This window comes from Agrobacterium sp. ST15.13.015 (genome assembly GCF_027871645.1).
GTDB classification, from domain to species: Bacteria; Pseudomonadota; Alphaproteobacteria; order Rhizobiales; family Rhizobiaceae; genus Agrobacterium; species Agrobacterium leguminum.
Genome location: NZ_JAQAHF010000005.1, coordinates 213267 through 237284, shown reverse-complemented (window position 1 = coordinate 237284; position 24018 = coordinate 213267). Strand labels below are relative to the sequence as shown.

Annotated in this window: 19 protein-coding genes; 9 read left to right on the top strand and 10 right to left on the bottom strand. The window is 60.2% G+C overall.

All coding sequences use genetic code 11. The features are described from left to right. Positions 1-331 precede the first annotated feature (331 nt). The 3 genes from PIB16_RS10260 (at position 332) to fdxA (ending at position 4330) form a co-directional block, all read left to right on the top strand. Positions 332-3412, top strand: a complete 3081-nt coding sequence (locus PIB16_RS10260) for a helicase-related protein (protein WP_065656881.1) — start codon at positions 332-334, stop codon at positions 3410-3412. Positions 3413-3416: 4 nt separating this feature from the next. Beyond that, positions 3417-3833, top strand: coding sequence for an RNA-binding S4 domain-containing protein (locus PIB16_RS10255; RefSeq protein WP_065656882.1), 417 nt, complete (start codon positions 3417-3419; stop codon positions 3831-3833). A 158-nt stretch (positions 3834-3991) separates the two neighbouring features. After that, entirely contained in the window at positions 3992-4330 is a 339-nt protein-coding gene (fdxA, locus tag PIB16_RS10250; protein ID WP_003520294.1) for a ferredoxin FdxA, read from the top strand. 74 nt (positions 4331-4404) lie between these two features. Here fdxA and holA read toward each other — a convergent pair whose 3' ends face one another. The 3 genes from holA to leuS are packed head-to-tail and all read right to left on the bottom strand — an operon-like array spanning position 4405 to position 8622. Continuing rightward, positions 4405-5442: a DNA polymerase III subunit delta gene (holA, locus tag PIB16_RS10245; protein ID WP_271045562.1), complete on the bottom strand. Its 1038-nt coding sequence runs from the start codon at positions 5440-5442 to the stop codon at positions 4405-4407. Positions 5443-5453: 11 nt separating this feature from the next. Then, positions 5454-5999, bottom strand: a complete 546-nt coding sequence (lptE, locus tag PIB16_RS10240) for an LPS assembly lipoprotein LptE (protein WP_161987770.1) — start codon at positions 5997-5999, stop codon at positions 5454-5456. Further along, the gene (leuS, locus tag PIB16_RS10235) at positions 5992-8622 is read right to left on the bottom strand and encodes a leucine--tRNA ligase (protein WP_271045561.1); all 2631 of its coding nucleotides are present in this window, start codon (positions 8620-8622) and stop codon (positions 5992-5994) included. The genes lptE and leuS overlap by 8 nt, the downstream gene beginning before the upstream one ends. A gap of 193 nt (positions 8623-8815) precedes the next feature. On the opposite strand from leuS, the gene PIB16_RS10230 reads away from it, so the two are divergent. Then, complete coding sequence (locus PIB16_RS10230) at positions 8816-9475, top strand: YggS family pyridoxal phosphate-dependent enzyme (RefSeq protein ID WP_065656886.1); 660 nt, start codon at positions 8816-8818, stop codon at positions 9473-9475. A 59-nt stretch (positions 9476-9534) separates the two neighbouring features. Here PIB16_RS10230 and PIB16_RS10225 read toward each other — a convergent pair whose 3' ends face one another. Continuing rightward, entirely contained in the window at positions 9535-10236 is a 702-nt protein-coding gene (locus PIB16_RS10225) for a DUF1013 domain-containing protein (RefSeq protein ID WP_271045560.1), read from the bottom strand. A gap of 229 nt (positions 10237-10465) precedes the next feature. On the opposite strand from PIB16_RS10225, the gene acs reads away from it, so the two are divergent. Further along, entirely contained in the window at positions 10466-12421 is a 1956-nt protein-coding gene (gene acs / locus PIB16_RS10220; RefSeq protein WP_065656888.1) for an acetate--CoA ligase, read from the top strand. 106 nt (positions 12422-12527) lie between these two features. On the opposite strand, the gene PIB16_RS10215 is transcribed toward acs, so the two are convergent. The 6 genes from PIB16_RS10215 to PIB16_RS10190 all read right to left on the bottom strand — a co-directional run bounded on the left by PIB16_RS10215 (position 12528) and on the right by PIB16_RS10190 (position 19049). Further along, entirely contained in the window at positions 12528-13535 is a 1008-nt protein-coding gene (locus PIB16_RS10215; RefSeq protein ID WP_271045559.1) for a TRAP transporter substrate-binding protein, read from the bottom strand. A 39-nt stretch (positions 13536-13574) separates the two neighbouring features. Beyond that, entirely contained in the window at positions 13575-14852 is a 1278-nt protein-coding gene (locus PIB16_RS10210) for a TRAP transporter large permease (RefSeq protein WP_035265222.1), read from the bottom strand. Positions 14853-14856: 4 nt separating this feature from the next. After that, positions 14857-15387, bottom strand: coding sequence for a TRAP transporter small permease (locus PIB16_RS10205; protein WP_003520303.1), 531 nt, complete (start codon positions 15385-15387; stop codon positions 14857-14859). A gap of 21 nt (positions 15388-15408) precedes the next feature. Continuing rightward, complete coding sequence (locus tag PIB16_RS10200) at positions 15409-16569, bottom strand: fumarylacetoacetate hydrolase family protein (RefSeq protein ID WP_003520304.1); 1161 nt, start codon at positions 16567-16569, stop codon at positions 15409-15411. A gap of 200 nt (positions 16570-16769) precedes the next feature. After that, positions 16770-17486: a FadR/GntR family transcriptional regulator gene (locus PIB16_RS10195; protein WP_003520305.1), complete on the bottom strand. Its 717-nt coding sequence runs from the start codon at positions 17484-17486 to the stop codon at positions 16770-16772. A 117-nt stretch (positions 17487-17603) separates the two neighbouring features. After that, positions 17604-19049, bottom strand: a complete 1446-nt coding sequence (locus PIB16_RS10190) for an FAD-binding oxidoreductase (RefSeq protein ID WP_174039741.1) — start codon at positions 19047-19049, stop codon at positions 17604-17606. 199 nt (positions 19050-19248) lie between these two features. Between PIB16_RS10190 and denD the strand changes: the two genes are divergently transcribed. The 4 genes from denD (at position 19249) to PIB16_RS10170 (ending at position 24016) form a co-directional block, all read left to right on the top strand. After that, complete coding sequence (denD, locus tag PIB16_RS10185) at positions 19249-20235, top strand: D-erythronate dehydrogenase (protein ID WP_271045558.1); 987 nt, start codon at positions 19249-19251, stop codon at positions 20233-20235. Then, positions 20232-21134 carry an NAD(P)-dependent oxidoreductase gene (locus PIB16_RS10180; protein WP_078052321.1) on the top strand — a complete coding sequence of 301 codons (903 nt, stop codon included), beginning with the start codon at positions 20232-20234 and terminating at the stop codon, positions 21132-21134. The genes denD and PIB16_RS10180 overlap by 4 nt, the downstream gene beginning before the upstream one ends. A 9-nt stretch (positions 21135-21143) precedes the next feature. Beyond that, the gene (locus PIB16_RS10175; protein WP_065656892.1) at positions 21144-22928 is read left to right on the top strand and encodes an IlvD/Edd family dehydratase; all 1785 of its coding nucleotides are present in this window, start codon (positions 21144-21146) and stop codon (positions 22926-22928) included. Between the two features lie 113 nt (positions 22929-23041). After that, complete coding sequence (locus PIB16_RS10170) at positions 23042-24016, top strand: threonine ammonia-lyase (protein ID WP_065656893.1); 975 nt, start codon at positions 23042-23044, stop codon at positions 24014-24016. The last annotated feature ends 2 nt before the right edge of the window (positions 24017-24018 follow it).

Genomic DNA, 24018 nt, shown 5'->3' with positions numbered 1-24018 from the left:
AATCTGGTACGATCTCCGCCTTCGCCAACCAGATATTGCGGAGAACAAAAGCTGAATCCCATCGAGTCAGCGATTCGTATTCGATTCGTTCGCAGACTGTTCCGCAGCCGAATCGATTTCATTTTCGCCGGATTCTTTTTATTTGTTCAAATAGCTGAATCTGAACGGAAAATTCCGTCGACTGGTCGCCCTGCGCCACTTTGCGGGTGAGGCCTATTGCCTTTGTCGGCGGGCGTTGCCATGTGTGGTGCGTGCGGCCCGCATCAGCAATGCTGGGCGCGCGGCAAGCAGATGAAGTCGATTCGCGGATAGTACGTTGAATTTTCGCCCCATGATCCTGAGCGGCCGCGGTGTCACGGCCGTTCTCGGCCCCACCAATACCGGCAAGACCCATTACGCGATCGAGCGGATGGTCGCGCATGGCAGCGGTGTCATTGGCCTGCCGCTGCGTCTTCTGGCGCGGGAGGTCTATACCCGTCTCGTTGAGAAGGTGGGTGCGCCGAATGTGGCGCTGATTACCGGCGAAGAAAAAATCGCACCGCCTAAAGCCAAATATTCCGTCTGCACGGTGGAAGCCATGCCGCGCGAGACGACGGCCGCATTCGTCGCGATCGACGAGGTGCAGCTGGCGGGCGATCTCGAACGCGGGCATATCTTCACCGACCGGGTGCTGCATCTGCGCGGGCGGGAGGAAACGCTGCTGCTCGGCGCGGGCACGATGCGTCCTATCCTCGAAAAGCTGCTGCCGGGAATAACCGTGGTCGAGCGGCCGCGCCTGTCGCAGCTCTTTTATGCGGGCCAGAAGAAGATCACCCGCCTGCCGCAACGCACGGCAATCGTCGCCTTTTCCGCCGATGAGGTCTATGCCATCGCCGAGCTGGTGCGCCGCCAGCGCGGCGGTGCTGCCGTGGTGCTGGGCGCGCTTTCGCCGCGCACGCGCAATGCGCAGGTGGGGCTCTACCAGTCCGGCGACGTCGAATATCTGGTGGCGACGGACGCCATCGGCATGGGTCTCAACCTCGATGTCGACCATGTCGCCTTCGCGCAGGACCGAAAATTCGACGGCTATCAGTTCCGCAATCTCAATCCCGGCGAGATCGGCCAGATCGCCGGCCGCGCCGGCCGCCATCTTCGCGATGGCACATTCGGCGTGACGGGGCGTGTCGATCCGTTCGATGACGAGCTGGTGGAGCGGATCGAAACCCATCAGTTCGATGCGGTTAAGGTTCTGCAGTGGCGGACGAAAAATTTCGATTTTTCCTCCATCGCCAATCTGCGCCTGAGCCTCGATGCCGCGCCGGCTATCCAGGGACTTTCGCGCGCCCTGCCGGCAATCGACCAGCAGGCGCTGGAATATCTGTCGCGTTATCCAGAGATCATCGATGTGACGACGAGCGATGCGCGGGTGGAAAAACTCTGGGAGGCGTGCGCGCTTCCAGACTATCGCCGCATTGCTCCTGCCCAGCATGCGGACCTGATCTCCACGCTCTATTTCGACCTCGTCAAACGCGGGGCGGTGAACGAGGATTTCATGGCCGAGCAGGTGCGTCGCGCCGACCGGACGGATGGAGAGATCGATACCTTGTCTGCGAGGATTGCGCAGATCAGAACATGGACTTATGTATCGAACCGCCCAGGATGGCTTGCCGATCCGACACACTGGCAAGAAAAGACTCGGGAAATCGAGGATCGATTGTCCGATGCGCTACATGAAAGGTTGACGAAACGCTTTGTTGATCGCAGGACATCTGTGCTCATGAGGCGCCTGAGAGAGAATGCGATGCTTGAAGCTGAAATCAGTGTAAATGGTGATGTCTTCGTAGAAGGTCATCACGTCGGCCAGTTGGCCGGGTTCCGGTTCACGCCGGTGCCGGGAATGGAAGGGCCGGATCAGAAGGCCGTGCAGGCTGCGGCGCAGAAGGCGCTTGCGCTCGAATTCGAGGCGCGTGCCGCGCGTCTGCATGCCAGTGGAAATGGCGATCTCGCTTTGAGCTCCGATGGTCTGGTTCGCTGGTTGGGCGAACCGGTTGCCCGCCTTTCGGCCGGCGACAACATCATGAAGCCGCGGGTGATCCTGCTTGCCGACGAGCAGCTGAACGGCAATGCCCGTGATCACGCGCTGGCGCGCGTCGAGCGTTTCGTTAATCATCAGATTGCGACCGTGCTGAAGCCGCTGGACGATATTTCCCGCGCCGAAGACCTTCAGGGTCTGGCGAAGGGTCTGGCGTTCCAGCTCGTGGAAAATCTTGGCGTGCTATTCCGCCGCGACGTTGCCGAAGACGTGAAGTCTCTCGATCAGGATGCGCGCGCCTCCATGCGCCGTTACGGCGTTCGTTTCGGCGCTTATCACGTTTTCCTGCCAGCGCTTCTCAAGCCCGCCCCGGCGGAGCTTGTGACGCTGCTCTGGGCTTTGAAGAATGACGGTCTCGGCAAGCCGGGTTACGGCGATCTCATTCCGGTGCTGGCCGCAGGCCGTACCTCGGTCGTCACCGATGCCAGCTTCGAGCGCATGTTCTACAAGCTTGCCGGTTTCCGCTTCCTCGGAAAGCGCGCCGTGCGTATCGACATTCTCGAGCGTCTGGCCGATCTCATCCGCCCGCTGCTGCAGTGGAAGCCCGGTCAGCAGCCGCGGCCGGAAGGCGCTTATGACGGTCGCCGTTTCACGACAACGACCGCCATGCTTTCCATTCTCGGCGCGACGCTTGATGACATGGAAGAAATTCTGAAGGGCCTCGGTTACCGCGCCGATCAGGTGACGGCGGAAGAGGCACAGGCCTTCCTCGCCAGCCACGCCGGTGCCTCTGTTCCGGCTGCCGCGGAAGCGGCGACGGCTGAAGAGGAAAGCGTCGAGACCGAGGAACACGAGCCGGCTTCCGAAGAACAGGTGTCCGAGACGGCGGCTGCTGTCGAAGGCGAAGCTGTCGAGGCGCCGGTTGCGGAAGCTGCCAGCGAAGAGGCTGTCGCAGCCGAGGCCGTGCCGGAAGGCGCCGAGGCCGCCGAGCCCAAGCCCGTTCTTCTGTGGCGTCCGGGTGGTCGCAACGAAAATCAGCGTGGCGAAAACCGTCGTCCCGGCAATCGCGGTCAGGGCCGCGGTGAAGGAGCGCGCGAACAGGGCGAGCGTCGCGGTGAAGGCCGTCGCGACAATCGTGACGGTGCAAACCGTGAAGCTGCCAATCGCAGTGGCGACGGTGAGCGCAAGCGCGATGGCGGCCGTCCGGACCGTGGCAACAACCGCAACAATGATCGTCACGATCGCGGGGAGCGCAAAGACCGGCCGGAACGCAATGACCGTGGCGGAAAGCCGCAGGGTCAGCAGCGCTTCGAAGCCAAGCCGCCGCGCAAGGAAAAGCCGCTCGATCCGGATTCGCCTTTCGCAAAGCTCGCTGCTCTCAAGGAGCAGCTGAAGAAGTAAGCCCATGGGAAGCAACGAACAGCCACTGGAAAGCACGCGTCAGCGTCTGGACAAGTGGCTGTTCTTTGCCCGCATGGCAAAATCCCGTTCGCTTGCCCAGAGCTATATTCAGTCTGGCCACGTCAAGGTCAACGGCATTGCCATTCGCCAGTCCAGCCATGTGGTGAAGGCGGGCGACAGGCTGGAGATCGGCTTCGAGCGGATGGACAAGGTGCTGGTCGTCAGGTCCGGCGGAACACGGCGTGGACCCTATGAGGAAGCCAGACTTCTCTATGAAGACGAGACGCCGCCACGGGAACCTTCCGACAGGCTGACACCCCTCGAGCAGGCGTTGCGCCAGCCGGGCAGCGGGCGTCCCACCAAAAAAGAGCGCAGGGCGCTCGACAGGTTTCTGTCTGACAGCGACGGAAGCAAAGATTAGAATAAACCTCCGGGTCGCACCCGTTTTTCAGAATTGTTTATCCTTGCTATCTGCAAGCAAAGGCATTACGTCACTTGCGAAATTGCCCTGTCTGAATTCCGGGCGACGGCTTGTGTTCCGAAGCCCACAGACCCGGCCTGCATATTCTGGAGTTCATCATGACATATGTCGTGACCGACAATTGCATCCGCTGCAAATATACCGATTGCGTTGAGGTCTGCCCCGTCGACTGCTTTTACGAGGGTGAAAATTTCCTCGCGATCAATCCCGATGAATGCATCGATTGCGGTGTGTGCGAACCTGAATGTCCCGCCGAAGCCATCAAGCCCGATACGGAGCCGGGTCTCGACAAGTGGCTGAAGCTCAACGCCGAATATGCGGCAATCTGGCCTAATATCACGATCAAGCGCGACCCGATGCCGGAAGCCAAGGAAATGGACGGTGTCGAAGGCAAGCTCGAGCTCTATTTCTCCGCCGAGCCCGGACAAGGCGACTGAGTTTTTACGGCCTGACCGCGAAACCATGATTTAAAAGCCCTCGCAGCAGCAGCGCGAGGGCTTTTTGCTGGGCCTCATCCGCCGCGGCCGGATTGCAGCGTGGTCGACAGCAATGTCAGAAGGGCCACGCTTTCTTCCAGGCTTTGCCGCTGACGGCTTTGCAGGATAGCGGCCTGCAGACGGTTCATCTCGCGGGCGATTGCCGCTGGCTGCCAGGTTCGCAGGGCTCGTTCGATGATGGGTTTTCTGCGGAAATGGATGTGGCGTCCAAGCGTCTGCATGACCTGACCGGCCTGCAGTTTTTTCTCATCCATTTCGGCCTGCATCTGGTCGAGTAACTGGAATTGCTTGAGGCACCCCTGGAGCACAAGAAAGATCGGGGTTTTCGAAGACACGATCTTCTGCGTCGTGTGGAAAAAGGCGTTTCTGTCGCCTTTCAGAATGGCGTCGACGGCATCGTCTGCGGAAACCGTGCTGGCGTCTCCGATGATCGCCAGCACATCGTCTTCCTCGACCACGTCTGCCCCACGGCAATAGAGCGCCAGCTTGCGGATTTCATTGCGCGAGGCGATACGGTCACCACCCAGCGATTCGATGAGCCTCTGTCTTGCGGCTGGCGCAATGCGCAGATTATCGGCGGAGAGTTCCTGATCGATCAATGCGTTCAATGAGCGCGCATCGTCGGCGTAACAGGGAATCGCAGCGATTGAGCGCGCCGGTTCTGCGATCTTGCGCAGTCCCGTACCCTTCTTGATGTCGCCTGCTTCGATGATGAGGAAGCTTGCTTCCGGCGGTGTCTCGGCAAGAATCTGCAGCGCATCCACCAGCGCCTTTTCGGCCGCAGCACCTTTGACCCAGACGAGTTTTTCGCCGCCGAAAAGGCCGATGGCATTCACCTCGTCGAGCAGACGGCCGGGGTCGCCCTGCAGATCGGATGCGGTCAGTTTCAGCGATGCGAAAGCGTCATCGGTATCGATACCGGTTTTTTTGGCGATGACGCCAGCGCGTTCCGATACGAGACCGCGATCCGGGCCGTAAAGCACGAAAACGCGAAAGCGCTCCGCCGGATTTTCGGCGAAGCGCTCAAATTCATGGGACTTTATCTCCGTCACGGCCGCCGCTCTCAGCGGCCGAGCGTGGCGGCGATATCGGTGCGGATGATTTCAGCCAGTTCCCGGGCCGCACGGTTCTCGGCGTCGCGGGTTGCCCTGATCTTGGCGAATTCCTGCTGCGGAAGGTCCACCTGCGCCGTCACGCTACGCCGTGCAGAGCGCAGGATTTGACCGTCGGAAACGCGTGTCAGCACATATTGACCGCTCATCACGACACGACCAGGGTATGGGCCATCGTAATTGTTGTTCGCGCGGGTCGTCAGGTCGTAATTCTGCACTTCCGTTGACGTGGCGCTCGAGCTTACGGAAACCTTGACGTTATATTGCGCCGTGGCGGGTTCGCCAGCACCGCCGGACATCAGAAAGATCAGCTGATTGCGGACTTCCTGCCCAACTCTGCCGCCGGTCTCGGAGACGCTGACGGCCGCCAGTCTCTCCTTGGTTCCCGAAGCTTCGCCATAAAGCGGGCGCACCTGGCAGCCTGCCAGAAGACCAGCCATCGTCACGACGGAAATCGCTGCCGCGACGCGGCCCCATCTTGAAAAAACGTCAGACAACAATGTTCACAATCCTCTGCGGAACCACGATGACTTTCTTGGGCTCGCCACCGGCAAGAATGGATTTGACGGCATCCAGCGCAAGGGCGGCCGTTCGGACCGCATCTTGATCCGCATCGCGCGCGATTGTCAATTCGCCACGCTTCTTGCCGTTGACCTGCACGGGCATGACCACATCGTTTTCCTCGACAAGCGAAGCGACGAAGGCCGGCCATGGCGTCTGGGCCACGAGGCCCGTATTGCCCAGTGCGGACCAGCATTCTTCCGCCAGATGCGGCGTCATGGGGGCGATGATGCGGATGAGGATTTCGACGGCGTCGCGCGCGGCCGCCTTGACGTCCTCAGACTTGCCGCCAGAAGCAACATCGGCGAGCGGGCCGGCCAGCGCGTTGACCAGTTCGTAGATGCGGGCGATGGCCTTGTTGAAGGCGAGCTTGTCCAAGTCTTCCTGAACAGCCTTCAGCGTCTTGTGCGCCACCTTGGAGGCCGCCAAGCCTTCGCCTTCGGTCGCAGGCTTCGGCTGAACAGTTCTCAGTTCTTCCGCTGCTTCGCCGATGATGCGCCAGACGCGCTGGACGAATCGGTTTGCACCTTCCACCCCGGCTTCGGACCAGATGACGTCACGATCGGGCGGAGAGTCCGACAGCACGAAGAAGCGTGCGGTATCGGCGCCGTAGGACGCGATGATATCGTCGGGGTCAACCACGTTCTTCTTCGACTTCGACATCTTCTCGATGGAGCCGATTTTCACCTCTTCGCCGGAAGAGAGCAGGAATGCGCGGCGCGTGCCGTCGTTTTCCTCGATCCTGAGGTCGGCCGGCGGCACCCATTCGCGTGCCGTGCCTTCGCCGCGGCTATAGGTCTCGTGAACCACCATGCCCTGCGTGAACAGGCCCTTGAAGGGCTCTTTGACGCCGACATGGCCGGTTTCGCGCATGGCGCGGGTGAAGAAGCGCGAATAGAGCAGATGCAGGATAGCGTGCTCGATGCCCCCGATATACTGATCGACCGGCAGCCAGTGGTTGGCGACCTTCGGATCGGTCGGTGCGTCTTCCCACGGCGCGGTGAAGCGCGTGTAATACCAGCTGGAATCGACGAAAGTATCCATCGTGTCGGTTTCGCGGCGTGCGTCATGGCCGCATTGCGGGCAGGAGACATGACGCCAGGTGGGGTGCCGGTCCAGCGGGTTGCCGGGCACGTCGAACGTCACGTCGTCGGGCAGCTTGACCGGCAGGTCCTTTTTCGGGACCGGTACGACGCCGCAGACTTCGCAATGGATGACCGGGATCGGGCATCCCCAATAACGCTGACGGGAAATGCCCCAGTCGCGCAGACGGAAATTGACCTTGCGCTCGGCCTGAGGCGCGTTGCCCAGCGTCTGCGCCGACAGCTTCTGCACGACCGCCTCGAAGGCATCCGTCGTTTTCATACCATTCAGGAAGCCGGAATTGATCATCACGCCGTCGTCGGTGTAGGCGGTGTCATCGACCGTGAAGCTTGCAGCATCAGGCCCTTCGGGGGCGACGACCGCCACGACCGGCAGGCCGTATTTGCGCGCAAAGTCCAGGTCGCGCTGGTCGCCGGAGGGGCAACCGAAGATCGCGCCGGTGCCATAGTCCATCAGCACGAAATTGGCGACGTAGACCGGCAATTCCCAGGTCGGATCCAGCGGATGGACGACCTTGACGCCTGTATCGATACCCTTCTTTTCAGCCGTTTCGAGTGCTGCGAGCGAGGTGCCATGGCGGCGGCACTCATCGCAGAACTCGGCAATCGCCGGGTTGTTCGCGGACAGTTCCCTGGCCAGCGGGTGGTCGGCGGCAATTGCCAGGAAGGAGGCGCCGAACAGGGTGTCCGGGCGTGTCGTATAGACGGTGATGTCGGAGAAACCTTCCGGCACTGTCCCGGCGACCGTCTGCCAGCGCAGCGACAGGCCTTCGGAGCGGCCGATCCAGTTCTTCTGCATCAGGCGCACTTTTTCCGGCCATTGGTCCAGCGTATCCAGCTCGTCCAGCAGGTCCTGGCTGAAATCGGTGATGCGGAAGAACCATTGCGTCAGCTCGCGCTGTTCGACCAGCGCGCCGGAGCGCCAGCCACGGCCGTCGATCACCTGCTCATTGGCGAGAACCGTATGGTCGACCGGGTCCCAGTTGACCTTGGACTGCTTGCGGTAGACCAGACCCTTTTCCATGAAATCGACGAACAGCGCCTGCTGGCGGTGGTAATATTCCACGTCGCAGGTCGCGAATTCGCGGGTCCAGTCCAGCGAAAGGCCCATGGATTTCAGCTGGCCGCGCATGGTGGCGATGTTCTGATAGGTCCAGTCCTTCGGGTGAACCTTGTTCTGCATGGCGGCGTTTTCGGCAGGCATGCCGAAGGCGTCCCAGCCCATCGGGTGCAGGACGTTGAAACCGCGGGCGCGCTTGTAGCGGGCGACCACGTCACCCATGGCATAGTTGCGGACATGGCCCATGTGGATGCGTCCCGACGGATAGGGAAACATCTCCAGAACGTAATATTTCTCGCGCGGATCGCTGTTGTCGGTGACGAAAACCTTGTCTTCGTTCCATTTCTGCTGCCAGCGCGGCTCGGCGTCGCGAGGATTGTAACGTTCGATGGCCATTGTCTAAAATTCCGGGTATCGAGGGGAAAAATTTGCGCTGACCTTCACCATGAAACGACCGGGGCGTCAAGTTTGGCGGGGCATTCGGGCGTTCAATCTTGGCCAGCGTGCCTCAAATGGTGCTAAACCCGCTTGGCATCAAGGCAATCGGCGTCTAGTTAGCGTTGCGAATGGTTCAAATGAAGGTCTTGTGATGGAAATCGAAGCACGTCTTGAGGATGTCAGGCAGCGCATTGCCGATGTTGCGGAAAAATCCGGACGCAAGGCGGCGGATGTTGCCCTCGTCGCGGTCTCGAAGACCTTCGAGGCGGAGGCGATCCAGCCGGTCATCGATGCGGGCCAGCGCGTATTCGGCGAGAACCGCGTGCAGGAGGCGCAGGGCAAGTGGCCGGCGCTTAAAGAGAAGACGGCTGATATCGAGTTGCATCTGATTGGCCCGCTACAGTCCAACAAGGCGGCGGATGCCGTGGCGCTGTTTGATGTGGTGCAGAGCGTCGACCGCGAAAAGATCGCCCGCGCGCTTGCCGAGGAATGCGGCAAACAGGGGCGCAGCCTTCGTTTTTATGTGCAGGTCAATACAGGGCTTGAGCCGCAAAAGGCGGGCATCGATCCGCGTGAGACCGTGGCTTTCGTCGCCTTTTGTCGGGATGAGCTGAAATTGCGGGTTGAAGGACTGATGTGCATTCCGCCGGCGGATGAAAATCCGGGTCCGCATTTTGCGCTTCTGGCGAAGCTTGCCAAACAATGTGGGCTTGAGAAGCTTTCCATGGGCATGTCGGGCGATTTCGAAACTGCCGTGGAATTCGGCGCAACGAGCGTTCGTGTAGGCTCGGCGATCTTCGGTACGCGATAAGGCTGCAAATAAAAAACCCGGCGCTGAGGCCGGGTTTTCAAACTCTAAAAGACGTCCGATCAGTAGTGATCGTCCTCGTCTTCGTCCTTCTGCGTAGACTTCAGCGAGCTGAGCTTCTTGAAGACCGCATCTGCGTCGATCTGCTCGTCTTCTTCGCGCTGGAAGTTGTAATCCAGACCTTCCGTTGCCGTCGCCGGCTGCAGTGTGTTGTCCAGCTCTTCGGCGGTCGGCAGCGGACGGCCACGCGAGGCGCGTTCAACTTCGAGGTCGAGATCGATCTGGCTGCAGAGGCCGAGTGTGACCGGGTCCATCGGCGTCAGGTTTGCCGAGTTCCAGTGGGTGCGGTCACGAATCTGCTCAATGGTCGACTTCGTGGTGCCGACGAGACGCGAGATCTGCGCATCCTTCAGTTCCGGGTGGTTGCGAACGAGCCAGAGAATGGCGTTCGGACGGTCCTGACGCTTGGAAACCGGGGTGTAGCGTGGACCGCGGCGCTTGGATTCCGGCACGCGGACCTTCGGCTCGGAAAGCTTGAGCTTGTGGTTGGGATTGCTTTCAGCGCGGGCGATCTCGTCGCGGGAAAGCTGTCCGGTTGCAATCGGATCGAGACCCTTGATGCCCTGTGCGGCTTCACCGTCGGCAATCGCCTTGACTTCGAGCGGATGCAGTTTGCAGAACGTGGCGATCTGATCGAACGACAGCGCGGTGTTGTCAACCAGCCATACAGCCGTTGCCTTTGGCATGAGCAATTGTTGAGCCATAGATACAGTCCTTCTGTCCGTCCGCGCCGGTGTCGCGGGCGTGGTATCAACCACTGATTTCCGGGATATTGCCGCTCTATAACCGGATTGCATCATAATTGCAATTCTTTGCGAAACAAATGACCTTTGTCTAATTGCCGTGCGGATTTGAACTGCTATGAATTCAACACATGCCTGAGGTGGGAGTCTCGGGCCACGTCAGAAGCCATATCGGTTCCAGGAGGAGTTTATGTCTGCCAAAATCTACCCGGTTCTCAAATCGGCGAAGGCCCGCACGCTCATCGACAATGAGCGTTACCAGAAATGGTATCAGGAGAGCGTCGAGGATCCGGAAAAGTTCTGGGACAAGCACGGCCGGCGGATCGACTGGTTCAAGCCCTATACCAAGGTCAAGAACACGTCCTTCAAGGGCAGGGTGCCGATCAAGTGGTTCGAGGACGGCCTGACGAACGTTTCCTATAACTGTATCGACCGGCATCTGAAGACGCATGGCGAGCGCACGGCGATCATCTGGGAAGGCGACAACCCCTATATCGACAAGAAGATCACCTATAACCAGCTCTACGACTATGTCTGCCGTCTGGCGAATGTGCTGAAGAAGCACGGCGTCAAGAAGGGCGACCGCGTCACCATCTACATGCCGATGATACCCGAGGCGGCTTACGCGATGCTCGCCTGCGCCCGCATCGGCGCCATCCATTCCGTCGTGTTCGGCGGGTTCTCGCCGGAAGCGCTGGCCGGCCGCATCGTCGATTGCCAGTCCACCTTCGTCATCACCTGCGATGAGGGCGTGCGCGGCGGCAAGCCGATCCCGCTCAAGGAAAATACCGACAAGGCGATCGATATCGCCGCCAAACAATATGTCATCGTCAACAAGGTTCTGGTGGTGCGCCGCACCGGCGGAAAGACCGGCTGGGCGCCCGGCCGCGATATCTGGTACCATCAGGAAATCGCCACCGTGAAGCCGGATTGCCCGCCGGTGAAGATGCGTGCGGAAGACCCGCTGTTCATTCTTTACACTTCAGGCTCCACCGGCAAGCCGAAGGGCGTGTTGCACACCACGGGCGGCTACCTCGTCTATACGTCGATGACGCATGAGTATGTCTTCGACTACAAGGACGGCGAGGTTTACTGGTGTACCGCCGACGTCGGCTGGGTCACGGGCCACTCCTATATTGTCTACGGTCCGCTTGCGAACTGCGCGACGACGCTGATGTTCGAAGGCGTTCCCAATTTCCCGGATCAGGGCCGCTTCTGGGAAGTCATCGATAAGCACAAGGTCAATATCTTCTACACCGCGCCGACGGCGCTCAGATCGCTGATGGGGGCGGGCGACCAGTTCGTCCAGCGCTCGTCGCGCGAGAGCCTGCGGCTTCTCGGCACGGTCGGCGAACCAATCAATCCGGAAGCCTGGGAGTGGTATTACCATGTGGTCGGCGAGGACAAGAGCCCGATCGTCGACACCTGGTGGCAGACGGAAACCGGCGGCATTCTCATTTCGCCGCTGCCGGGCGCGACCGATCTGAAACCCGGTTCGGCCACAAGGCCGTTCTTCGGCGTGCAGCCGCAGCTTGTCGATGCCGAGGGCAATGTGCTGGAAGGACCGGCCGACGGCAATCTCTGCATCATCGATAGCTGGCCGGGCCAGTCGCGCTCCGTCTATGGCGATCATCAGCGCTTTGTCGATACGTATTTCTCGACCTACAAGGGCAAGTACTTCACCGGCGACGGCTGCCGGCGTGACGAGGACGGCTATTACTGGATCACCGGCCGCGTCGATGACGTGCTGAACGTTTCCGGTCACCGCCTTGGCACGGCCGAAGTGGAATCGGCGCTGGTGTCGCATCACCTCGTTTCGGAAGCGGCTGTGGTGGGTTACCCGCATGCGATCAAGGGCCAGGGCATTTATTGTTATGTCACGCTGATGGCGGGCCAGAATGGCGACTATGCGCTGCGCGAGGAGCTGGTGAAGCACGTGCGCAACGAGATCGGGCCGGTTGCGACACCTGACAAGATCCAGTTCGCGCCGGGCCTGCCCAAGACGCGCTCCGGCAAGATCATGCGGCGCATCCTGCGCAAGATCGCCGAGGACGACTTTGGTGCGCTGGGGGATACGTCGACGCTCGCCGATCCAGCGGTGGTCGAAGACCTCATCGCCAACCGGCAGAACCGCACCGCGTCCTGATCTTCTGGAAAGGCTGCTTCGGCAGCCTTTTTCCATCTGCGATTTTCACAAACAAAAACACCCGGAGGCGGAACCTCCGGGTGTTTTTAATTGTATCCGGTAAGGATTACTGGCCGCGGATCTTCTTCAGGTCCGCCAGAACGGCGTCGACGACGTCTGCGCCGATCTCAGCCTTGTGCTTTTCGTAGACGACCATCGACTTTTCGCGGATACGGGTCTGCTCTTCGGCAGACAGCGTGTTCACTTCGAGGCCGGCAGCCTTGATCTTCTCCAGCGACTTCTGGTTCAGTTCGCGGATGACCTTGCGCTCTTCGTCGCGGCCGACGATTGCGCATTCACGCAGGGCGGCCTGTTCTTCGTGCGTGTAGCTGTCGAAGATCGGCTTGGAGAAGAGGAAGAGGAACGGCGTGTAGGCGTGGTTCGTCTCGGTGATGTATTTCTGCACTTCGTAGAACTTCGAGGTGTCGATCGTCACATAGGGGTTTTCCTGCGCGTCGATCGCGTTGGTTTCCAGCGCCGAGAAGACTTCGCCGAAGGCCATCGGCGTTGCATTGGCGCCGAGGTTCTGGAAGGTGTCGAGGAAGATGTTGTTCTGCATCACGCGAACCTTGAGGCCCGAGAAATCTTCCCACTTGTTCACGGCATGCTTGGAGTTTGACAGGTTACGGAAGCCGTTTTCCCAGTAGGCCAGGTTTACGAGGCCCTGTTCTTCCAGCTTCTTGTTCATCATGTCGCCGAAGGCGCCGTCCATGACGGCATCGGCTTCCTTGGCGTTGGCGAAGAGGAACGGCAGGTCGAAGACGCCGAGAGACGGGATGAGACCGACGAGCGGCGACGAGGACGTCACGACCGCTTCCTGAACGCCGGAGCGCAGGGCCTGCGTTGCCTGAAGGTCACCGCCGAGAGCGCCGCCCCAGAATGCCGTCAGCTTCAGCTTGCCACCGGACTTGTCGTCAAGGCAGGCCTGCATGGCCTTAATGCCGTTGCCGACCGGATGATCCTGGTTGATGCCGTTCGAAACGCGGATGTTACGGCTGTTGAATTCGGCCATTGCCGGAGCGGCGGCGCCAACTGCGAAAGCGATGGCCGTGGTGGTCAGAAGAAGCTTTCTCATAATATCCTCCCTTGGATTGTTTGCGAGAAGCAGGTTGAATTAACGGAGATACTGCAGCGGTACGAGGACGATGTCCGGGAAAATCACCAGCAGCGCCAGGACGATGGTTTCGGCAACGAGGAACGGCCAGACGCCGACCGTGACCTTGCCGAGCGGGATGCGGCCGACGCCGCTGACGACGTTCAGCACCACGCCAACCGGAGGGGTAATCAGGCCGATGGCGTTGTTGATGATGAAGAGAACACCGAAATAGACCGGGTCGATGCCCGCCTGTTTGACGATGGGCATCAGAACAGGCGTCAGGATCAGGATGGTCGGCGTGAGGTCGAGTGCGGTTCCGACAATGAAGACAAGCACCATCATTGCGGCCATCAGAAGCATCGGGCGGTCGATCAGCGGCTCGATATAGCCTGCGACTTCGTTCGGAATGTTCGCTGCCGTGATGAGCCATGCGGACACAAGTGCCGCGCAAACCAGGAACATGATGATGGACGTGCTCTTGGCGGCGCGAAGAAGCACGTGGAACAGATCCGCCGGTTTCAGTTCGCGGTAGATCACCATACCGACGAAAAGCGCGTAGACAGCGGCAACGACGGCAGCTTCAGTCGGCGTCATGATGCCTGCCTTGATGCCGCCGAGAATGATGACGGGCATGCCGAGCGCCCAGCCGGCACGAGCAGTGGCGGTCAGACGTTCCTTGGCGGAGGTCTTCGGCAGTGGCTTGACGTTATCCTTACGGACCACGATCAGCCAGGCGATGATGAGCGATGCACCCATCAGAATGCCGGGAACGATACCCGCAAGGAAAAGCTGGGTGATCGAGACGTTGGCGGCAACACCGAAGACGATGAAGGCCATGGATGGCGGGATGACCGGGGCGATGATGCCGCCGGCGGCGATGAGACCGCCGGAGCGCGGAATATTGTAACCGGCCTTTGCCATCATCGGGATGAGGATTGCGGCAAGGGCTGCGGTATCGGCTGCGGCCGAGCCGGAAATGCTGGCCATGATGATGGCTGCAACGATGGCCACGATGCCGAGACCGCCACGGATATGACCGACGAGCGCGATTGCAAAGTCGATGATGCGGCGGGACAGGCCGCCGGAATTCATCAGTTCGCCAGCCAGGATGAAAAAGGGAATGGCAAGCAGGGTGAAGGTGTCCGCGCCCGAGATCATGTTTTGGGCAATGATGGCGGTGTTGAACATGCCCATATACCACATGAGCACGACGCCGCAGAACATCAGCGAGAACGCGACGGGAACGCCAATCGCCATGGCTCCCAGCAGAGAGCCGACAAAAACGAGAAGTGTCATGGTATCAGCGCTCCGAAAGCTGTTCGATCGTCAGATTCTCGCCCGCGAACTGGGCGATTTCGTCTTCTGTCACGCCGCCCGTCAAGTAACGGTACAGGCGTTCCAGTGCGATGATGAACATCAGGCCGCCGGTGAACATGCCGACGCCATAGACCCAGATCATCGAAAGCTTGGTGACGGGCGCATGCATGCTGGCATTGATGCCGGACTGCTTCCAGGTACCCCAGAAGAAGATGGCGGAACAGGCCAGAATGATGATGTTCGACACGATCATGCAGACGATGCGGGCGCGACGGGACAGGAACATCACGAGCGTTTCGATGCCCATGTGGCTGTTCTCACGGAAGGTCAACACGGCGCCGATGAAGGTCAGCCACACGAAGAAGTAACGCGACAGTTCTTCCGAGACGTTGATGCCGGAGTTCATCGTATAACGCATGACGACGTTGACGAAGACCATGATCGACATGCCGGCAAGCAGCAGGACGAGAATGATTTCGAGAATCCGGTAAAAGAGATTGATGGTCTTTTGCATTTTCCCCTCCCGAAGAAATATCTAGAGCAGCCCTCGTTTCGCCAGGTTGCGCATCAGGGCCGCGGTGCCGAATGTCCATTCCGGGCATTCGTCGGTCGTGGTGACCCAGTTGATCAGCTTACCGAGCTTGGGCGTGGAGATTTCAACACGGTCGCCCTTTGAATGGGTGAAACCGAGGCCTGGGCCATGACGATCCTTCACCGGCGCGAACATCGTGCCAAGGAAAAAGACGGCGCCGTCAGGATATTGATGGTTGCGGTTCAAGAGCTGCGAAGCGAGGTTTTCCGGCGTGCGGCTGATCGCCTCCATGGGGCTGACGCCCGTCATGGTGAAACCGTCTTCGCCCTCGACCAGAAGCGATATCTGTGATTTCTTCACATCTTCAATGGTGAAGTTGCCGTCGAACAGGCGGATAAAGGGACCGATCGCGCAGGAAGCGTTGTTGTCCTTCGCCTTGCTGAGCAAGAGTGCAGAGCGGCCTTCAAAGTCGCGCAGGTTGACGTCGTTGCCGAGCGTTGCGCCAACGATTCGGCCGTCGGAGGTGATGGCAAGCACCACTTCCGGCTCCGGGTTGTTCCACTGCGATTTCGGGTGAACGCCGATCAGCGCGCCGCAGCCGACGGAAGCCATGGCCTGCGCCTTGGAGAATATCTCCGCATCCGGGCCGATGCCGACTTCCAGATATTGCGACCAGAGGCCCATTTCCTGGAGCAGTTTCTTCACTTCGGCAGCTTTTTCAGAGCCGGCCTCAAGTCCCTTGAGATTGTCACCGAGAACCGGTGCCAGCCGTCCGCGAATTTCCTGCGCACGCAGCGGATCGCCCTTGGCCTGCTCCTCGATCACGCGTTCCAGCATGCTGTCGGCGAAGGTGACGCCGGCGGCCTTGACGGCCTGAATGTCGTTGGGAGCAAGGAGTTCGCCGGCGGAACCGTCCAGAAAAGCTTCCAGTGCGCCGAGTGCGACGAAGGTGCCGGTGTCGGCGAGCCGCTCCACCAGATCGGTCTTCTCCAGAAGTTCGGACATGGTGGGGGAAATCGACGTGAGGTCATAAAGCACGCCGCCCTTCAGCAGGACGGGGCAGGGGCCGCCTTCGCTTTTCGACCAGACGCGGCCGACGAGCAGCGCGTTTTCGAAATCTTCAGGCAAAATTGCGGTAGCGTCGATGGACCTTGTACCGGTCATGTAGTCCTCCCCTTCAGCATCCGACAGGCCGCCTCCTGCGGTCTTATTGTCTGGATGTCTGACAACTTAATCCCATTCTTCTTAGTATGACTTTTGCTACGAGTCTAGCGGCCTTGCCGACAAAATTATCGTGTTTCGCGTCTCAATTCCCGCAAAGCCGTAAACCTGTCCTATAGCTTTGCCGGCATCCACATTGCTGCTCAGAAGATATCTAGTTCGAGATTGACCCGGCTGGCTGCGCCGATCAGGTGCTTGCGCATGGCGTTCTTGGCGGCAGTGGCGTCGGCCTTCTCGACGGCTTCGTAGATTGCCACATGTTCGGCAATCGTCACCTCGAGAATTTCACCAAAAACCGCGCGGGAGAAAGCGATGTTGATGGCGGAGCTGATGCGTTCCGCGATGAAGCCGAGGAACATCAGGAAATATTCGTTCTCAGTCGCTTCCGCCAGAATGCGGTGGAAGTCGAGATCGGCGGCAACGCCTTCCGTCGACCAATCATCGGCGGTTTTCATCTTTTCCAAGGCTGCCGCCAGCCGCGTCAGCTGCTGCGGGCTGCGGTGCAATGCGGCAAGCCCCGCCGCCTCTATTTCCAGCGGCATGCGGAGCTGGAAAAGATCGCGGAAATTTTCCGGGTCGTTTAGCCGCGACCGCTCGATGCGGATGGACAGTCTTTGCCGGGGATCGGTGACGAATGCGCCCACGCCCTGCCGAGTTTCGACAAAGCCTTCGTTGCGCAATTGTGCAATCGCTTCGCGGATGACCGAACGGCTGACCCCGAAGGTTTTTGCCAGAACATGTTCGGTCGGCAGCCTGTCACCCGGTCCGAGCTTCGAATCATTGATTTCGCGCGCAATCTCCGCGGCGATACGGCCGGGCAGATGATCGTTGCGATGTATCTGATTGAACTCCAGCGTCATGGTTGCTCCCGTTCCACAGAAACGATTGGTTCGTTTTCCCGCGGCGGGCGACTTCCTCCTTCGCCGTCAGCGGGGTTTTCAAAGGCGGCGTTTTCAGCCGCCTTTGCCATTCCTCGATTAGCTATCCGGTTGCAGGGTTATCTGGCAACCAGGATTCATCCGCAAATCAGGGTCGAAGGTATTTTTCAGGCCGGTGATCATCCGGCGCTGCACGTCGGATAGCCGGCTTTCGAAATCGGAGCGTTTCAGGCGACCGATGCCGTGCTCGGCGCTGATGCTGCCGACGTAACGGTCGAGAACCTCGTTAACGAGTGTCTTGGACTTGTAGATGAAGGCGTCGCGCTCTTGTGGCGTCGAACCGTTCGGCGGCAGCACGTTGAGATGGACATTGCCGTCTCCGACATGGCCATAGGAAACCGCCAGGCATTCCGGCAGTTTTTCCGCAAGTTCCGCCTCGGCTTCAGCCACGAAGGCTGCGAGTTTCGACAAAGGGACGGAAATGTCGGTGCGCATATGCGCGCCGCGCAGCGCCTGGCCCTCGTTCATGCCTTCGCGGAACAGCCAGAGCGATTGGGCCTGTGCCCGTGAAGAAGCGATGACGCCGTCCAGCACCAGCCCGTCTTCCATCACGCCCTCAAGGAAGCGTCCCATCAGGTCAGCGGTATCGACCAACCCCGAGCCGGAAATTTCCATCAGTACATAGGCAGGATAATCGCCGGCGATGGGCATCTTGAGATCGGGAATTGCTTCAATCGCGAGTGTGAAGGCGACAGGCGGCATGAATTCGAAGGCGGACATCAGGTCGCAGCATTCGCGGCGGGCGCGGCGGTAAAGCTTGATGGCATCGTCAAGCGAATTGAGGCCGAGCAGCGCCGTCTCGACATGTTCGGGATTGGGATAAAGCTTAACGGCAACCGCGGTGATGATGCCGAGCGTTCCTTCGGCGCCGATGAAGAGCTGCTTCAGATCGATGCCGCGATTGTCCTTGCGCAGCGTCGACAGCCCGTTCCAGATGGTGCCGTCCGGCAATACGACTTCGAGACCCAGCACCAGTTCGCGGGTCATGCCGTAGCGCAGGACATTGATGCCGCCGGCATTGGTGGAGACGTTGCCGCCGATGCGGCAGCTGCCCTGTGCGCCGAGCGACAGCGGGAAAAACATGCCTTTGTCCTGAACCGCATCCTTGAATTCCGAGAGAATGCAGCCGGCTTCCACGACGGCGGAAAAATCGTCGCTATCGATGGTGCGGATGGCATTCATGCGCTCCAGGCTCAATACGACCTGATGCTTGGGGGCATCGGGAATGCCGCCGAGCACCAGTCCGGTATTACCGCCCTGGGGGATGATGGCAAGGCCCAGTTCCGCGCAGGCGCGAACGGTGTCGGAGACTTCCTTGGTCGAGCGGGGGCGGATGACGGCGACGGCCGAGCTGGTGACATCGCCGTGCCAGTCGCGGCAATAGCGCACCATGTCTTCCTGCGATGTCAGCAGCAAAGCCTCGCCGAGCCTGTTCTTCAACGAGAACCGCAATTCCTCGATATCGGTTTCGCTCACGATCGTCATTCCACCCTCTCCGTCCAATCCGCCCTAAATTTCCGGACAGGGCTCTCTCGCCCTTGCTTTTGCCGGTTTGTGAAAAAATACTATTTTCAATCCGATCATATAAGGTTATCAGACAACCTTACAAGCTAATTTATCGGTCGACTGGCCGATGATGTTTTTTCGGTCCCGGGAGAATGGCCGGGACAAAGAGGAGGAAAACATGCATATCGCAATCATCGGCGCCGCAGGCATGGTGGGCCGCAAGCTGACTCAGCGTCTCGTCAAGGACGGATCGCTTGGCGGCAAGCCAATCGAAAAGTTCACGCTTATCGACGTGTTCCAGCCCGAAGCGCCTGCCGGTTTTTCCGGTGCGGTCGATGCGCGTGCCGCCGATCTCTCCGCGCCGGGTGAGGCCGAAAAGCTGGTTGAAGCCCGCCCAGATGCCATTTTTCACCTCGCCGCCATCGTCTCCGGTGAAGCCGAGCTCGATTTTGATAAGGGCTACCGCATCAATCTCGACGGCACACGTTATCTCTTCGATGCCATCCGCATTGCCAATGGCAAGGATGGTTACAAGCCGCGCGTGGTCTTCACCTCGTCCATCGCCGTCTTCGGTGCGCCGCTTCCCTATCCGATCCCGGATGAATTCCACACCACGCCGCTGACCAGCTATGGTACGCAGAAGGCGATCTGCGAATTGCTGCTGTCCGATTACAGCCGCCGCGGTTTCTTCGACGGTATCGGTATTCGCCTGCCGACCATTTGCATTCGTCCCGGCAAGCCGAATGCGGCCGCTTCCGGCTTCTTCTCCAATATCCTGCGCGAGCCGCTGGTCGGCCAGGAAGCGGTTCTGCCGGTGCCGGAAAGCATTCGCCACTGGCACGCTTCGCCGCGTTCCGCCGTCGGTTTCCTGATCCATGGGGCAACGATCGACGTTGAAAAGGTCGGCCCGCGCCGCAATCTGTCGATGCCCGGCCTCAGCGCCACCGTCGGCGAGCAGATCGAAGCGCTGCGCAAGGTCGCGGGCGAAAAGGCCGTTGCCCTCATTCGCCGCAAGCCGAACGAGATGATCATGCGCATGTGTGAAGGCTGGGCCCCCGGTTTCGAAGCCAAGCGCGCCCGCGAACTGGGCTTTACGGCTGAAAGCTCCTTCGAAGAGATCATTCAGGTTCATATCGAGGACGAACTGGGAGGTTCACTGAAATGAGTGTTGGCGGGGAGGAGAAGAAGCGGTCTGTCGCCTTTATCGGCACGGGCCTGATGGGCGGACCGATGGCCCGGCGTCTGCTGGGGGCTGGCTTTTCGGTGACCGTCTGGAACCGCAGCGTCGATAAGGCCGAGGCACTTGTTGCCGATGGCGCGGTCGTCGCGGCATCGCCGGCGGAGGCCGCCAAAGGCGCCGATATCGTCATCACCATGCTGAGCGACGGCAAGGCTGTGGGCGAGGTGCTGTTTGCGGCCGGAGTGGCCGAAGCACTGAAAAAGGGTGCGGTCGTGATCGATAGCAGCTCGATTGCCCCGCCGATTGCGCGGGAACATTCCTCCCGGCTTCAGGCGCTCGGCATTCATCATGTCGACGCGCCGGTTTCCGGCGGTGTGCCGGGCGCGACGGCCGGTACGCTTGCGATCATGGCGGGTGGCGATGAGGCGCTGATCGCGGGTCTTGCCGATGTTTTCGCACCGATGGGCCGGCTCACCTATGTCGGTCCCTCGGGTGCTGGCCAACTCTGCAAGCTTGCCAATCAACAGATCGTCGCCATCACCATCGGCGCGGTTGCCGAGGCGATGATGCTGGTGGAAGCGGGTGGCGCATCGCGTGAAGGGTTCCGCAACGCCATACGCGGCGGTTTTGCCGAAAGCCGGATCCTGGAACTGCATGGCGACCGCATGGTGAAGCGCAATTTCGTACCTGGCGGTCCCTCCAAGTTCCAGCTCAAGGATCTGAACGGCGTGCTGGCGACGGCGAAGGATCTGTCTCTCAATCTGCCGCTTACGCAGCAGGTGACGCGGGAATTTGACGACTTCGTCGGTGACGGCGGCGCCGATATCGACCATAGCGGCATCCTGCTTTACCTCGAAAAACTCAACAACCGGGAACAGGGCTGAGGCAGGTTCATGAGCGACGAGAAGACACCGATGCGCCGCCTGCGGTCGCAGGACTGGTTCGACAATCCCGACCATCTCGACATGACGGCGCTCTATCTGGAGCGCTTCATGAATTACGGCGTGACGCCGGAAGAACTGCGTTCCGGCAAGCCGGTCATCGGCATCGCCCAGAGCGGCAGCGACCTGACGCCCTGTAACCGTGTCCACGTGGAACTCGTCAAGCGGGTGCGGGACGGTATCCGCGATGCGGGCGGCATTCCCATCGAGTTTCCGACCCATCCGATGTTCGAAAACTGTAAGCGCCCGACGGCGGCGCTTGACCGCAATCTCGCTTATCTCAGCCTTGTGGAAGTGCTTTACGGTTATCCGCTCGACGGCGTCGTTTTGACCACGGGCTGCGACAAGACCACGCCTTCAGCGCTGATGGCGGCAAGCACGGTCGATATTCCGGCCATCGTGCTTTCCGGCGGGCCGATGCTCGACGGCTACCATGATGGGGATCTGGTCGGTTCCGGCACGGTGATCTGGCGCATGCGCCGTAAATACGGCGCTGGCGAAATCACCCGCGAGGAATTCTTGCAGGCAGCGCTCGAATCCGCTCCTTCAGTCGGCCATTGCAACACCATGGGTACGGCGTCGACCATGAATGCCATGGCGGAGGCGCTCGGCATGTCGCTTACCGGCTGCGGCGCCATTCCCGCCGCTTACCGTGAACGCGGCCAGATGGCCTATCGCACCGGCCGCCGTGCCGTCGAGCTGGTTGTCGAGAACATCAAGCCCTCCGACATCATGACCCGAGAGGCATTTTTGAACGCGATCCGCGTCAACTCGGCAATCGGCGGTTCCACCAACGCCCAACCGCATCTGGCGGCCATGGCAAAACATGCGGGTGTGGAGCTTCGCGAGGAGGACTGGCAGGTTCACGGTTACGACATTCCGCTCATCGCCAATGTCCAGCCGGCCGGCAAATGGCTGGGTGAGAAATATCACCGCGCCGGCGGCACGCCCGCCATCATGTGGGAGCTTCTGAAGGCCGGCAAGCTCGACGGAAACTGTCCGACCGTGACAGGCAAGACCATGGCGGAAAATCTGGAAGGCCGGGAATCCACCGACCGCGATGTGATCCTGCCTTATGACAAGCCGCTGAAGGAGCGGGCCGGTTTCCTCGTCCTCAAGGGCAATCTGTTCGATTTCGCCATCATGAAGACGAGCGTGATCTCGACGGAATTCCGCCAGCGTTATCTGAGCGAACCGGGCCGCGAAGGCATTTTCGAGGGCAAATGTGTGGTGTTCGATGGTTCGGAAGACTATCACGCCCGCATCAACGATCCGTCTCTCGATATTGATGAGCGCACCATTCTCGTCATTCGCGGTGCGGGGCCACTCGGCTGGCCGGGTTCGGCAGAGGTCGTCAACATGCAGCCGCCGGATGCGCTGTTGAAAAAGGGCATCACCAGTCTGCCGACGATCGGTGACGGCCGGCAGTCGGGAACGGCGGACAGCCCGTCCATTCTCAACGCCTCACCGGAAAGTGCTGCCGGTGGCGGGCTGGCATGGCTTCGCACGGGCGATGTGATCCGCATCGATTTCAATGAGGGCGAGTGCAATGCGCTGGTGCCGGATGAGGAGCTTGCCGCCCGCAAGGCTGATGGCATTCCCGCCGTTCCTGCCGATGCGACGCCATGGCAGCGCATTTACCGCCAGTCGGTAACGCAGCTTTCGGATGGCGCGGTTCTGGAAGGGGCTGCGGATTTCCGCCGGATCGCCGAAAAGATGCCCCGGCATAATCATTGAGCACATAGGACACAAATCCCCGGCCACGTCCGGGGATTTTTCTTTTCTGGGCGGTTTCGCAATTGATTGCAACCTCCTAATGTACCCGCAAATCCGCATCACAGGGGCACGACATGACAGATATTTCGATGATAGAAGCCGCGCGTGGGCGCATCGGCAACCATGCGGTTCGCACACCGCTTCTTTCATCGCCTTTTCTGGACGAAATTGCCGGGCGAAAGCTGTTCGTGAAGGCTGAATGCCTGCAAAGAACGGGTTCCTTCAAGTTTCGCGGCGGCTGGTCGGCCGTCTCCGGCCTTCCGGCGGAGGTGCGCGTCAAGGGCGTGATCGCCTTTTCCTCCGGCAACCATGCGCAGGGCGTGGCGCTTGCCGCCCGGCTGCACAATGTCCCTGCCGTCATCATCATGCCGTCGGATGCGCCGAAGATCAAAATCGACAATACCCGGGCCTATGGCGCGGAGGTAGTGCTCTATGACCGTGCGAACGAAGATCGCGACGCCATCGGTGATCGCATTTCGCGTGAGCGTGGGCTGACGCTGATCAGGCCCTATGACGAACCGCTGGTCATTGCCGGGCAGGGGACAGTGGGGCTGGAGATTGCCGAACAGGGCGCGGAGTTGGGCATCGGTGCGGCCGAGGTTCTGGTGCCCTGCGGTGGCGGCGGCCTCACCTCCGGCATCTCCCTGGCACTCGCAGCAAAAGCGCCGAACTACAAGGTCAGGACGTCGGAACCGGAGCGGTTCGACGATGTGGCGCGCTCCCTCGCTGCGGGTAAGATCGAGCGTAACGCCACGACCTCGGGCTCGATTTGCGACGCGATCGTCACGCCGCAGCCCGGCAACATTACTTTCCCCATCATGGCCGGGCTCTGCGGAAAAGGCATTGCCGTGACCGAGGAGGAAGCGCTGCGTGCTATGGTTCTCGCCTTTAACCGGCTGAAGATCGTTGTCGAACCCGGTGGCGCGGTGGCGCTGGCGGCGGCCCTCTTCCACGGCGATGAACTGGAAAGCGAAACGGTGATCGCGGTCGCTTCCGGCGGCAATGTCGATCTGGAGATCATGGCCGGCGCGCTCTCTCGTTTCGGTTGATG